Annotated in this window: 11 protein-coding genes; 7 read left to right on the forward strand and 4 right to left on the reverse strand. The window is 58.8% G+C overall.

All coding sequences use genetic code 11. From position 1 onward, the window contains the following. The first annotated feature begins 210 nt into the window (after positions 1-210). From I8E17_RS23405 to I8E17_RS23415, 3 genes are all read left to right on the forward strand, one after another. Positions 211-582, forward strand: coding sequence for a PsiF family protein (locus I8E17_RS23405; protein ID WP_069615704.1), 372 nt, complete (start codon positions 211-213; stop codon positions 580-582). A 168-nt stretch (positions 583-750) separates the two neighbouring features. Next, positions 751-1659: a TIGR03571 family LLM class oxidoreductase gene (locus I8E17_RS23410; protein ID WP_219511601.1), complete on the forward strand. Its 909-nt coding sequence runs from the start codon at positions 751-753 to the stop codon at positions 1657-1659. Positions 1660-1769: 110 nt separating this feature from the next. Next, on the forward strand, positions 1770-3074 hold the full coding sequence (locus I8E17_RS23415; protein ID WP_069615573.1) for a hemolysin family protein: 1305 nt from the start codon (positions 1770-1772) through the stop codon (positions 3072-3074). 341 nt (positions 3075-3415) lie between these two features. Here I8E17_RS23415 and I8E17_RS23420 read toward each other — a convergent pair whose 3' ends face one another. Next, complete coding sequence (locus I8E17_RS23420) at positions 3416-4330, reverse strand: DMT family transporter (RefSeq protein WP_069615574.1); 915 nt, start codon at positions 4328-4330, stop codon at positions 3416-3418. A 299-nt stretch (positions 4331-4629) separates the two neighbouring features. On the opposite strand from I8E17_RS23420, the gene I8E17_RS23425 reads away from it, so the two are divergent. Further along, positions 4630-6726: a GGDEF and EAL domain-containing protein gene (locus I8E17_RS23425; protein WP_083258341.1), complete on the forward strand. Its 2097-nt coding sequence runs from the start codon at positions 4630-4632 to the stop codon at positions 6724-6726. Positions 6727-6772: 46 nt separating this feature from the next. Here I8E17_RS23425 and I8E17_RS23430 read toward each other — a convergent pair whose 3' ends face one another. The 3 genes from I8E17_RS23430 to I8E17_RS23440 form a co-directional block, all read right to left on the reverse strand. Further along, positions 6773-7891, reverse strand: coding sequence for a lactonase family protein (locus I8E17_RS23430; protein WP_069615575.1), 1119 nt, complete (start codon positions 7889-7891; stop codon positions 6773-6775). Positions 7892-7979: 88 nt separating this feature from the next. Further along, complete coding sequence (locus I8E17_RS23435; RefSeq protein WP_113366736.1) at positions 7980-8696, reverse strand: FadR/GntR family transcriptional regulator; 717 nt, start codon at positions 8694-8696, stop codon at positions 7980-7982. 118 nt (positions 8697-8814) lie between these two features. Next, a complete protein-coding gene (locus I8E17_RS23440; RefSeq protein ID WP_069615577.1) occupies positions 8815-9399 on the reverse strand; it encodes an NADPH-dependent FMN reductase in 585 nt (194 codons plus the stop codon). A 388-nt stretch (positions 9400-9787) separates the two neighbouring features. Between I8E17_RS23440 and I8E17_RS23445 the strand changes: the two genes are divergently transcribed. The 3 genes from I8E17_RS23445 to I8E17_RS23455 all read left to right on the forward strand — a co-directional run bounded on the left by I8E17_RS23445 (position 9788) and on the right by I8E17_RS23455 (position 13402). Then, on the forward strand, positions 9788-11266 hold the full coding sequence (locus I8E17_RS23445) for a sugar ABC transporter ATP-binding protein (RefSeq protein ID WP_069615578.1): 1479 nt from the start codon (positions 9788-9790) through the stop codon (positions 11264-11266). 55 nt (positions 11267-11321) lie between these two features. Further along, positions 11322-12326, forward strand: coding sequence for a sugar ABC transporter permease (locus tag I8E17_RS23450; RefSeq protein WP_069615579.1), 1005 nt, complete (start codon positions 11322-11324; stop codon positions 12324-12326). An 86-nt stretch (positions 12327-12412) separates the two neighbouring features. After that, positions 12413-13402 (forward strand): substrate-binding domain-containing protein, encoded by a 990-nt coding sequence (locus tag I8E17_RS23455; RefSeq protein ID WP_069615580.1) that lies wholly within the window; start codon positions 12413-12415, stop codon positions 13400-13402. Positions 13403-13409 lie beyond the last annotated feature (7 nt).

Below are 13409 nucleotides of genomic sequence, written 5' to 3' on the forward strand. Positions count from 1 at the left end.
TCGCGACGACGACATCAACAAGGGTTTCGAGCTCATCATTCGGGTGAAAGCATTCGAAGCGTCGTGCTCTACCGACGTTGCAGGCGACCGGAAGTTTTTTGGCAGTCCGAACGACGGATAAGCCGATGACCATCGTTCAAGAAGGGCGCCGGCCTCGTAATGGGGTCGGCGGCTTGAACACGAATGGCCTTCAGGCAAAAGGATATGCCCATGACCAGCAAGCTGCTCAGTGCGACCGCCGCTGCTCTCTTCGCTCTATCTTCCGCAACCGTCGTCTTCGCCCAAACGACGACACCTGCGACGACCGCAACGCCAGCTCCCGCCACAACCCCTTCTACATCGGCCACGTCGTCGACCGAGCCCTCGAAGGATGAGATCAAGACGGCACGGCAAGCCTGCCGGCAGGATGCAACGGGGCAGGGCCTCAAGGGCGACGCGCGCAAAGACGCAGTCAAAAGCTGCCTGCAGCAGAAGTATCCGATCCTGGCGAAACGCAAGACCTGTCATGACGAAGGCACCGCGAAAGGTCTGGAAAAGAAAGCATTACGCGATTACGTCAAGCAGTGCATTTCCGCTAGCTGAGCATCGGCCCGCGATCACGGATCCGAACTGGACCCATCACACAATGACAGTCCGCTCCACGGGGCGGACTACGTGCCTTGCACAATCGCCGTACGCCTTGCACGGCCCCTTTTCCTCAAGCGCAAAGCTCCTTATCTCCTTGCAAGGATATAAATTTCAGGGTGCGGCGTGCTTTTCCATCCAGACAGGCTTTCATTCGGCATAGTCCTGCCGGCGCAAACGAGAACCGCTGCCGACATAGAGTTCGATGCTCAGCTCGGCATTGCGGCCCAAGCCGATAAATTGGGCTTCGATGCGCTGTGGGTGAGGGATGTTCCCCTTAACAGCGAAAGCTATCCTGATCCGATCGGACATGCCGATCCCTGGGTCTTCCTCGGAGCTCTAACCGCTTCCACATCGAGGATCGCCCTGGCGACGGGCGCAATCGTGCTGCCTTTGCGGCATCCGCTCCATATTGCCAAGGCAGTGCTGTCCATCGCCTCTCTGTCGAAAGGCCGGTTCGTCCTCGGTCTCGGCTCGGGAGACCGGCCGAGCGAATATGATGTTTTCGGAGAGGATATTGGAAACCGCAAAGCGCTCTTTCAATCGCATTCGGAGCGCCTCGCCGTTGCGCTTAGCCCGGATCAGAAGGTCGTCGATGAAGGCGGTCGCGTGCGGAAAGAGTTCGCCATAAGACCTGTGCTGCAACAACAGTCCATTCCCATGGTGGCTGTGGGTTCATCGTCGCAATCGCTCGAATGGATCGCTCGGCACGCGTCAGCCTGGATGACCTATTATCGGCCGCTATCCGTTCAGAAAGACCGGTTGGCGCTTTGGCACAATGCCCGGGCTAAGGTCACCGCCGATTTTCGCGGCTTTGGTCAGTCCATGGTCCTGGATCTGCTCGATAACCCCCACGCCTCCTATGAGGAAATCAATCTCGGCGGCAGAACCGGCAGGCGAGGGTTGATCGAAGCCTTATCGGCGATGCGTGAAGCGGGCATTCATCATGTCGCCTTCAATCTTATCGCGCAGGGACGGCCGCTAGGGGAAACCATGGAAGAGATCGCTGCGGATATTCTGCCCGCCATGCGATAGCCTCAACAAATTGGCCTCGGTGACAGCGCCGCGGAGATCATATTCCGTGGAACCCTGGCTTTTGCAGCCTTTGCCACCTATCTTTCCGCTGCAACCAAAAAGGGCTGATTTTGCTTCTCGAAATTTCTATCGTCATTGTCCTCACCCTCCTGAACGGCGTGCTTGCCATGTCGGAATTGGCAATCGTCTCATCCCGTCCTGCCCGCCTGAAAGTGCTTTCCGACCAAGGCAGCAGAGGCGCCACCATGGCGATGAGACTCGCGGACGAACCGGGCCGCTTCCTTTCAACAGTGCAGATCGGCATCACGCTCGTCGGCGTCCTGTCCGGCGCGTTCTCAGGCGCCACACTCGGCGCTCGGCTGTCGGGCTGGCTTGCCGCGCAGGGTCTTTCTGTTGCAGCCGCCGACGCCATAGGCGTCGGTTCCGTCGTGATCGCCATTACCTATCAGTCGCTGATCATCGGTGAGCTCGTGCCGAAGCAGGTCGCTTTGCGGGCGCCGGAAGCGGTCGCCAGCAAGGTCGCGCCGGCCATGGTGTTTCTTTCCCGGGCCGCAGCGCCGCTCGTCTGGTTGCTCGACATCTCGGGACGGCTGGTTCTGAGTGCGCTCGGTCAATCCGGCAAGGCTGCGGATGGTGTCAGCGATGAGGAAATCAAGACGGTTCTGGCGGAAGCCCAAAGCGCCGGCGTCATTGCGACGGAAGAGCAGGCGATGATCTCGGGCGTCATGCGATTGGCCGACCGCACCGCGAGAGCATTGATGACACCGCGTCGCGATGTGGAGGTCATCGATATCGAAGACGGTTTCGACGAGGTTCGCGAACAGCTTCGCCGCACCGAGAAGGCACGGCTGCCGCTGCGCAAGGACAGCTCCGATGAAATCGTCGGCGTGCTGACAACCAGGGACTTCTTCGATGCCCTGGTTTCCGGCGGGCAAGCCGACATTCTCAAGCTTGCCAAACAGGTCCCGATCGTTTCGGATCTTTCCAGCGCCCTTGACGTGGTCAAGGCGCTGCGTCGCTCTTCCTCGCATATGGTGCTCGTCTACGACGAATACGGCCACTTCGAAGGTGTCATCACATCGGGCGATATCCTCGAAGCAATCCTGGGAGCCGTTCAGGAGGAAACCGATGCCGGCGGCGAGCAGGCTCTCGTCCGCCGTCACGATGGCAGCTATCTCGTATCCGGCTGGATGCCCATCGATGAGTTTGCCGATTTCATGAACCTGCAGATCGAGGACGATCGTGACTACCAGACGGTTGCAGGCTTCGTGCTGCAGGAGCTGCGCCATCTTCCGGATGTGGGCGAAAGCTTCTCGAAAAGCGGCTGGCGCTTCGAGGTCGTGGATCTCGACGGCCGCAGGATCGACAAGCTGCTGGTAAGCGCGGACGCCGCCACTCGCGAAGCCGATCACTGAAACTCATCCGAAAGACGGCCCATCGTTTCGTAGCGGATATGCCGGCATCGGATCGGTTTCAAAATTGCCCGCACTCAAGTGTTGAAGCTGCCTTCGCAATCACAAAGCCGGGGCTCGCCATATCGATTTATGTTCCATAATAAATCTTATCTGATGTTTGTATGTAGCGGCTATTTAGTAATGCGACAGTTGGGCCAGTTAGAGATGCGACAGTCTCGCCTCTCGACGCACTGATCAAAGCCAACGTTGGGAGCAAGGATGACGATCTTCAGCCTGGTCGAGCGCAGGTTCAGATCAAGGATGTCCGTCAGTCTGCACGTCGCGGTGGCCGCCATACTGCCTCAATGTCCATCCCGAGCAACGTCGTCTTTCGGGACCGTATCCACCAGGTTCTTCCGATGGAAGATGAAGAGCCCGGCAACGACGATAATCGCAGAACCGATGACAATCTGGGTGTCGGGAATATCGCCGAAGAAAACGAAGCCCAGCACGATTGCCCAGACCAGCAGGCTGTATTGGAGCGGAGCAAGCAGCGAAGCTGGAGCAAGCTTCAGGGATCGGGTTATCAGCATATGGGCGCTGCCGGCGACGATGCCGAGGGCGAGCATGGCGCCGAAATCGAGCGCGGATGCGGGACGCCAGTCGCCAATGCTGAGCACCAGTCCGGCAATGAGCGCCCCGACCGTCTGCCACGCGACGAGGGTCGCATCCCGTGTCTGCCGCAGCCGTCGCCCGAGCACGAGGGTCAAAGCGAATGCGAGGCTGCCGCCAAGGCCGAAAAGCGATGGCCAGGAAAACATTGCCGCAGAAGGTCGGAGAGCGATCAATACGCCGATAAAGCCGACAAAAACCGCCAGCCAGCGCCGCCAGCCGATCTTTTCATCGAGAAAGAAATGCGAGATCGCCGCCACATAAATGGGGCCAGCCATATAGAAGGTCATGACATCGGCCAGCGGCAGATAGGCGACAGCGGCGTAAAAGAGAGCAACGTCGAGCGTTGTCATGCCGACACGCAGAAGCTGCAGCGGAGGCCGTTCGAGGCGAAAAAGCGCGTCACTGCCCTGCCGTGCGATCATCGGCGCCAGAATAATGAACGAACCGAACGAGCGGATCACCAGAATCTGGCCGACGGAGAAGCTCGCAACCAGCCACTTGCCCATGGCATCGTTCAGCGAAAACAGGAAGTCGCCGAGAAGCATCATCAGCATGCCGGCAAGCACAACATTGCCGCTTGTTACGGCTTTGCCCACGCGCATACTATTTTATCCTTGCAAATCCCGTGTTTCCACCACCTACGCTTTAGCCGGTTTTGCCCCCTACCCGCAATGGCATTCATCGCCGACGGATCATCCCGGAAAATCCAGCACCTGCGCACTCATTGGGACGCGTTCTTCCTGTAAAACTTGAGCGGATGTTTATAAATTCGGCTATATGATAACGTTTACGTGAACAGGTGAACCAAACTCGCCAGCGAGGACGGTCGATATGCCTATATGCTTTTATTCTTGCAGAACTGCCTGCGGATATAGTCCGCTTACCGGGTGAGAGAACATACATGATGCAGCCGCCCGATGGATCGTCAGAGCCTACGCACCGAGATCAAGACGTCGAGGATGAGCAGGTCCGCGAGCCGTTTGAATTGCTTCAGGCTCGATATCTGTCTCTCGCCGAGCGTTACGAATGGCTCGAGGCGATGATCAACTACGTGCCGGACTATATCTATGCCAAGGACAGGAACGGCCGGTTCCTTTTTGCCAACATGGCGATCGTCCTCAACAACGGCTTCACGCATGTCGACGAACTGATCGGCCTTACCGACGCCGAAATTCACCCGATGGCCGATGCCCACAAGATCGAAAAAGTCGAACAGCAGGTGATGGAGAGCGGCAAGGCCGATCTCGGCGTCGAAGAGCGGCGCCTCAAGGGCGAAGGCTGGCTCATGATGTCGCGGGTGCCGCTGCGCGATAGAAACGGCAACATCATCGGCGTCGTCGGAGCATCCCGCGATATTTCCGCCCGAAAACGGGCGGAAAAATTGATGAGCGCTCAGACGAAGCTCCTGCAGGATGTGGCGCGCGGCGTTGATCTTGACGTGTTCTTCGAGGATGCCCGGACCCTTCTCGAGGGCTTGCTGAATGGCAGACAGGTCCGTTTCGTTCTTGACGGCGAGCAGACCAAGCCTCTTGCCGGCGACACCCTGCTGTTTCCTATTTTCTCTCGGGATGGTGGTCGACATGGAGCCCTGGTGACGGTGCAAACCGATGGCGACGAGGCTGGACTTATGGAATTCTTCGCCGGCATAGCGCAGACCGTTGGAATAGCCATCGATCGTCATCGTGACATCGCTCACATCGCCTATCTGGCCGAACATGATGCGCTCACCGGCCTGCCCAACCGCATGTTGCTCGACCGCAAGCTCAGCGCCCTGCTGGAAACGGCGTCACGAAAAAGAAAGTCTCTGGCCGTTGCCTTTGTCGACCTGGACAATTTCAAGCTGGTGAACGACACCCTCGGCCACGCCGCCGGCGACGAATTGCTGACGGTGGTTGCGCAGCGCATATCGACGCATGTCGGCGGTCGCGGCATCGTTTCCCGGATTGGTGGCGATGAATTCATCATCGTTCTCGAAGAGAACTCTGAGCCGATATGCGAGAGGCTCGCGGCGGTTCTGGCAGACATATCCAGGCCGATGACCGTACAAGGGGTCGAAATCCGCGTGGGCTGCAGCATTGGCGTGGCTTGCGCCGTGGAGCATGGCAAGACGGCTTCGGAACTGTTCGCGAATGCCGACACGGCGCTCTATCGTGCCAAGGAAGCGGGGCGCAACGCCATTCGACTGTTCACGCCGGCGATGGCAGAGGAGGCCCGCAACAAGCTGACCCGTATTGAAGAATTGCGGCGCGCCGTGGAGCGGGATGAATTCGTGCTCCATTATCAGCCGCAAAAGGAAGTTCGCAGCGGCAAGATCATTGGCGTCGAGGCCCTCGTCCGGTGGCAGCATCCTGCCGAAGGCTTGCTGCTTCCAGGCGCCTTCATTCCGCTCGCCGAGGAGACGGGACTTATCGTCGCGCTCGGCGAAATCGTTCTGCGCAGAGCCTGTCAGCAAGCGCGGCTGTGGCAGGATCGCGGCCTGCCCGCATTGCGTATGGGCGTCAACGTGTCAGCGCGGCAATTCCTGGAAAGTTCGCTAACGAACCAGGTCGCATCGGCATTGCAATCCGCTCATCTCGATCCGCAATGGCTCGAGCTCGAATTGACGGAAAGCTTGATCATGCGTGACATCGAAGGAGCCATCGAGCGGATGCAAGAACTGAAGAAGCTGGGAGTCAGCCTCGCGATGGACGATTTCGGCACAGGATATTCAAGCCTGAGCACCCTCAGGCGCTTTCCACTTTCCCGGTTGAAGATCGATAGATCGTTCATCGCCGATATTCCGGAAAAGCCCGGCGATATGGCCATTACCTCCGCCATCGTATCGCTTGGCAGAACACTCGATCTGGAAGTCGTAGCGGAAGGCGTCGAGACCGAGGAGCAGGCCCGTTTTCTGGAAGGCGCCGGATGCGAACTGCTTCAGGGTTATCTGTTCGCCCGGCCCCTTCCCTCCTCCGAAATCGAAAGTCTGATTGCTGGAACCGCTGCGAAAGCAGTGTAGATATTCGCCCGAAAGGGGCTTGATGCTTGCCGCATGCGGACGCGTCTCAAGGAAATGTCACGATCTCTATCCAGTTCGCACCAGCATTGACCGGATATCGTCCTACCAGGCCGAGACTGCCATCGGCCTGGTCGATAGCATAGACCGACAGCCTGTCGGACTTCTCGCCGGATGCGACAAGAAACCGGCCCGATGGATCGATGCGGATACCGCGCGGCTGCTGCTCGGTCGGATAGTTTGTGACGTAGGTCAGTCTTCCATTGCCTGCGTCGACGCGGAAGAGTGCGATCCGGCTGGTGGTTCTCTCCGTCGTATAAAGAAATTTGCCGTTCGGGGTGATGTCGATATCTGCGGCCCAGACCTTCGGCTTGCCGTTGTCGGCGGAAGCCACGGCCGGCGCAGACGCACCGGATATCGCCGGACCAGGCGGCGCGATGCCCGGTGACAATCCGGCAATCTCGGGAACGGAAGCAACATTTTCGATCTCGCTCAAGGTGCCGGTATTGGTATCGAGCGCATAGTGGATGACATGGCCGGTCAGTTCGGTCAGGACGTACACCGCCGTGTTATCAGGGGAGATGGCGATGTGCCGCGGACCAAAGCCAGCGCCGGTCTCAACCTGCATCGGATCGTTCGGCTTCAGTATCCCGGTCTCGGCGTCGAGAGTGAATTGCTGCACAGCATCGGAGCCGAGATTGGTGACAAAGACATATTTGCCTGTCCGGTCACTGACGATCGAATGGGCATTGCGCCCGGTTGCGATCACTTGCTGTGCCTGCGCAGTGACCAGTCCGTTCTTGTCAATCAGCAGCACGGCGATTTTGCTGCCGCCATAGGAAGCAGCGAATAGAAGCCCACCTGTCGGATCGAGGGAGATGTAGGCCATGCTGTCGGGCAGAGCGGCGACGGCCTCCTGCCTTAGCCTGCCGCTTTCAGGGTCAATCGCCAGCGTCAGTACCCGGTAAGGCTGCTCGCGAATGACGGCATAGAGATGCCGCCGGTCCGGGCTGACGGCCATCGGCATGATCATGGGCCCGACATCAATGCCGGATATTGGGGTAAGCGTGCCCGTCGTCCCATCCATCCTGTACGCATCGATCGTTCCGGCAACTGCCGCGGAGACATAGACGAATGTGCGAGACACACTGGAAGACGTCTGAACCATTAATCACCTCGCCCGAGCATCGAGCGCAACCGCGGACGATCGCTGAATATCATATGACATAATATGACCATCGCAAATGCGTCGAGCATTATTGCGGCTGCAGTTCGGCCAGAAGGCGATAGCGCCGCTGGCTCGCCAGCATGTGTGCTCGCATCGCCTGACGCGCTCGCTCCGGGTCTTGATCGGCGATCGCCGTCAGGATTTCCGCATGCTCGGCATGGACCTTCTCCAAATAGGCACGATCATTCGCTTCAGGTAATGTCGGAAACTGTCCGCGCGGAATGGTTCTGGCTCCGAAATGCCGAAGCACATCGACATAGAAGCGGTTGTTCGTGGCAGCGGCTATCGCCATGTGGAATTCATAATCCGCTTCGACGGTCGATAGCCCCTGCTCCATCAGCAGTGCCATCTTGCGGTTGGCGGCAGCAATTGCTGCCTCCTGTTCGGCCGTTCTGCGATAGGCGGCGATTGCGGCCGCCTCGCCTTCCGCAGCCATGCGGAATTCCAGCAGTTCCAGCGTCTCCGGGATGCTTTTGACCTCGACAGGCGTCAGTAGCAGGCTGGATCGCGCCGACGTTTCGGAAACGAATACCCCCTTACCCTGAACGGGCTTGACGAGGCCTGCGGCACGAAGATCGGCAATCGCCTCACGCACCACGGTACGGCTGACATCGAAGGCCGCTTCGAGCTGCGGTTCCGTCGGAAGCTGGTCGCCTGCCTGAAGCTTGCCAGACTCGATCTGCGTGCGCAATTCATCGATGACCCTTTGTGCCAGCCTTTGCCTTGCCCGGGCATTTGTCGTCATTCCCGATCCCCGATTCCGGCTGCTCAGCCTCAGCCGCTTCTTATAATCAGCGTTAGGTCATAATATGAATAGTCTTAACATGGGACGCATCGAATGCAATCGGGGCAAGGCAAGGCAATTAGATTTCCCAGTCGGAGGTATATGCTCTGGCTCTCAAGCCGGATGACAATTCCAGCTTGACCTCGATCGTTTTCTTCAGCCGTGCCGCAAGAGCGTCGGAAAGGGTGGCGCCATAGATCCAATCCCTCTCCGTGGCATAGACGACATAGGGATTGATAACGCATTTGAAATCGAGCATCAGCGACATGGCGAGACTGCCATATGCCATATAGCTATGCGGGAGCCCACCGGAACAGACGAAGGTGACGATCTGGTCGAACCAGGCCGATTTTCGTCCGCCCTCGCCCGTCGCACCGGTAAGCTCGATCAGGCTCTTGGCAGCGCTGCCGACCGACCAATTGTAAATGGGCACAGCAAGCAGCACACCATCCGCATCGCGAATTGCACGATATAGCCTGTCATAGGAAGGATGCTGATAACAGTTCAAGTTGTCGAATACAGGCAACTCGAGATCCCGAAGATCGATAAATTCAACCTCAGCCCCTCTCTCTCGCAATAGATTTTCTGCCTCACGGCCCATGCGGCGGCTCCGGCTTTCCGGATCCATGCTGCAGGAGAGAATGGTGATTTTCGATGGATGCATCTCTACCTGCTCCGCTGCCAGAGGCACTACGTGAAACCGCTCGGTATCTTAGGATTAAGCGGATTCTCCCCGCCCACAACGAATTTCTTCTGTGCAATCGCTGCAGTCCATTGATGCGGTCTACACCGCATCCCTTCAAAGCGGCATTTTATCAAGCCGACCCATTTGCCGCCTCCGTACTAAATAATCCATTTTATTACAAATATGTACCGGCCCACCCTCAAGTGAATTCTCCTCGTGACGATAACGTACCGTCTCCGCAATCGCATGATTTCCGCATAACCATATTGACATTTGTCGAAAGCATTTCGAATATTGTCAAACCATGCCAAGCAATCGTCGACGGTGACGTCGTGACTCGCCACGGCATCCGGAATGGGAGAGGAAAGTGGAATTCCTGCTTGAAGTAGAGGGACTAAAGAAGTCCTTTGGCGGCGTCGCTGCATTGCGCGATGGGCGCTTTCAGCTGCGTCCCGGCTCCGTCCACGCCTTGTGCGGCGGCAACGGTGCGGGCAAGTCGACGTTCCTCAAGATCCTGATGGGCATTCACAAGCGCGATGCGGGCTCCATTCGCCGCCGCGGCAAGGACGTTGACTACGCAAGCCCTGCCGAAGCGCTGGCCGCCGGCATTGCCATCATCGAACAGGAGCTCAGCCCCATCCCGCACATGACGGTTGCGGAGAATATCTATCTTGGCCGCGAGCCATCGGCGCGCTTTGGCGGCATCGATTTCAAGACAATGAACCGTAACGCGCAGTCGCTCCTCGACCGGCTGCAGTTCAATATCCGCGCCACGCAATTCATGATGAACCTCTCGGTCGCGCAAGTTCAGCTGGTCGAGATCGCCAAGGCGCTCAGCCACGATGCCGAAGTGATCTTCATGGACGAGCCCACCTCGGCGATCGGCGAGAAGGAAGCGCAGCAGCTGTTTGCGACCATCGAGCGGCTGAAAGCTGAAGGCAAGGGCGTTGTCTACGTCTCGCACCGCCTGTCCGAGATTTTCCAGATCGCCGATTCCTACACAGCCTTTCGCGACGGGTCCTATGTCGGCAGCGGCGCGCTTGCCGATATCGACCGGCCTGGCCTCATCCGCCTGATCGTCGGCCGCGAACTTGGCGAGGAATACATCAAGACCAACGTGCCGACGGCAACGCCGGGGCTGGAAGTCGCCGGTCTCACAGCGGAAGGCAAGGTTAACGACATCTCTTTTACCGCTCACAAGGGGGAGATTTTCGGCATTTACGGCCTGATGGGATCCGGCCGGACCGAGATCTTCAACTGCATCTTCGGCGTCGACGCCGTCAGCAGCGGCCAGATCAAGCTTGCCGGCGAGCCCATAACCGTACGCAAACCGGCCGAAGCCATGCAGCATGGCATCGCCTTCGTCACCGAAGATCGCAAGCTGACCGGCCTCAACCTGATCGATAGCGTTCGCAACAACATCTGCCTTGCGAGCCTGCCCGAAATGAGCCCCAATTTTTCGATGGATCGCCGGGCCGAGGCCAGTGCCAGCCGGGACATGATCCAGCGCTTCGGCATCAAGGCAGCGCGCGACAGCATGCCCGTCTCCGGCCTTTCGGGCGGCAATCAGCAAAAGGTCGTGCTCGGCAAATGGTTCCTGCGCAGGCCGAAAGTGCTGCTGCTCGACGAGCCGACGCGCGGCGTCGATGTCGGCGCCAAGCGCGAGATCTATCGCATCATCTGCGACTTCGCCGCCGAAGGCGGCACGGTGATCATGATCTCATCCGAAATAGACGAGGTTCTCGGCATGTCGGACCGCATCCTGGTGATGCGCCAGGGACGCTCCGCCGGAATTCTCAAGAGGGAGGAGGCCGACGCGCAATCGCTCGTGCATCTGTCGACCTGAATGCGGCAGACCACGAAGCTCAAAAGAACGCGTCCGGCAACAAGAGGTATTTGCAATGTCCGCCACTGACAACAATCCATCCAATTCCTGGTTTGGCTCGGACCGGCGCCGATTGATCATTCAGGAATACGGGATCTTTCTCGCTTTCCTGCTGCTCGCCATCGTGCTCTCATTCTCGAATGAGTATTTTCTGACGGCCGGCAATATTTCCAACGTGCTGCTGCAGACTTCGATCAACGGCGTGCTGGCCATCGGCATGACATTTGTCATCCTGACCCGCGGTATCGATCTCTCCGTCGGCTCCGTGGTTGCGCTGACCGGCATCGTCAGCGCGAGCTTCGCAACGACGTCGGCGACGGCCGGCATCGTCGGCGCACCTTATCCGCCCTATGTCGCGCTCGCCGTCGGCCTGCTCGTCGGCGTCGCCTGCGGCGCCGTGGTCGGCCTGATCGTCTCGCGCTTTGCGGTTCCCGCTTTCGTTGCGACGCTCGGCATGCTCTCCGCCGCGCGCGGCCTGACGCTGATCTATGGCGGCGGCAAGCCGGTTCCGGCTCTCACCGCTGATTTTCGCTGGATCGGCACCGGCAGCGTGCTCTCCGTCCCAATGCCGGTTATCCTGCTTGCCATTGTCTTCATAATCGCGTGGTGGGTCCTGAACCGTACCCGCTTCGGCCGCTATATCTATGCTGTCGGCGGCAATCCGCATGCTGCCGTTACCTCCGGTATCAACGTCAGCAAACTGCGCTTCCTCGTTTACGTCATTTCCGGCGGCCTCTCCGGTCTGGCAGGCATGATCCTTGCCGCCCGCACCGGCTCCGCCCTGCCACAGGCCGGCATCGCCTACGAGTTGGACGCGATTGCAGCCGTCGTCATTGGCGGCACCAGCCTTTCCGGCGGCGTCGGCCGCATCACGGGTACGCTGATCGGCGCGCTGATCATCGGCGTCATGAACAACGGCCTCGATCTCATGGGCATCCAGTCCTACTACCAACAGGTCCTCAAGGGCGCGCTCATCGTCGGCGCCGTCATGCTCGACCAAAAAAGAAATCTGGGCGGCTGAGCCCGAAGAACATTCCGGTGTTCGCACTCGGAAAACCAAACGGCGCGTCAAGGCGACGGCCGGACTTTCAACGGAGGAGACTTATAATGAAGAAATTATTGATTGCTCTTGCTGCAGCGACCGCAATTCTGGCGTCACCTGCCCTCGCCCAGGACAAGAAGCTGAAAATCGGCGCGGCGCCCTACGGCCTGAATGCCGAATTCATGCAGATCTGGTCGGCAGCGCTGAAGGAACACCCCGCCGTCAAGAATGGAGATGTCGATCTGACCATCTTCGACGGCCGCTATGACGCGCTCGTGCAGCAGGAGCAGGTCAACACGATGATCACGCAGAAGTTCGACGCGATCATCTTCGTGCCGATCGATATCGAAGCCGCAGCAACCGCCGTACAGGCGGCCCATGACGCCGGCATCCCCGTCGTCGGCTCGAACACCCGCGTCAATTCCGACCTGCTGACCGCCTACGTCGGTTCTGACGACACGATCTCCGGCTACATGGAAGCCAAGACCGTCCTCGACAAGATCGGCTGCAAGGGCAACGTCGTCATCCTCGAAGGCCCGATCGGTCAATCCGCTCAGATCTCGCGTCTCGAAGGCAACAAGAAGGCGCTTGCCGAGTGCCCGAATGTGAAGGTGCTGGAAGATCAGACCGCCAACTGGTCGCGTGCCGAAGCCCAGACCCTGATGGAAAACTGGCTGACGTCTCATCCCGGCCAGATCAACGGCGTCATCGGCCAGAACGACGAGATGGCGCTCGGCGCGATCGAGGCGATCAAGGCTGCCAAACTTAACGTCAAGGACTTCGCCATTGCCGGCATTGACGGCATCACCGATGCGCTCCATGCCGTCAAGGCCGGTACGATGACCTCCATTCTGCAGGACGCCAGCGCGCAGGCTCAGGGCGCCCTCGATCTCGCAATCTTTGCCGCCAAGAAGGGCAACTACAAGCCGGAATCCAAGATCTGGGAACAGTATCCGGCCATGCCGTTCAACGACGGCAAGGACAAGAACTACAATGTTCCATGGACTCCGGTAACGGCCGAGAACGTCGACAAGCTGCTCGAAACCCGCAAGTAAGATCAAT

Origin of the sequence: Rhizobium sp. AB2/73, assembly GCF_020871915.1 — a bacterium.
GTDB lineage: Bacteria > Pseudomonadota > Alphaproteobacteria > Rhizobiales > Rhizobiaceae > Rhizobium > Rhizobium dioscoreae.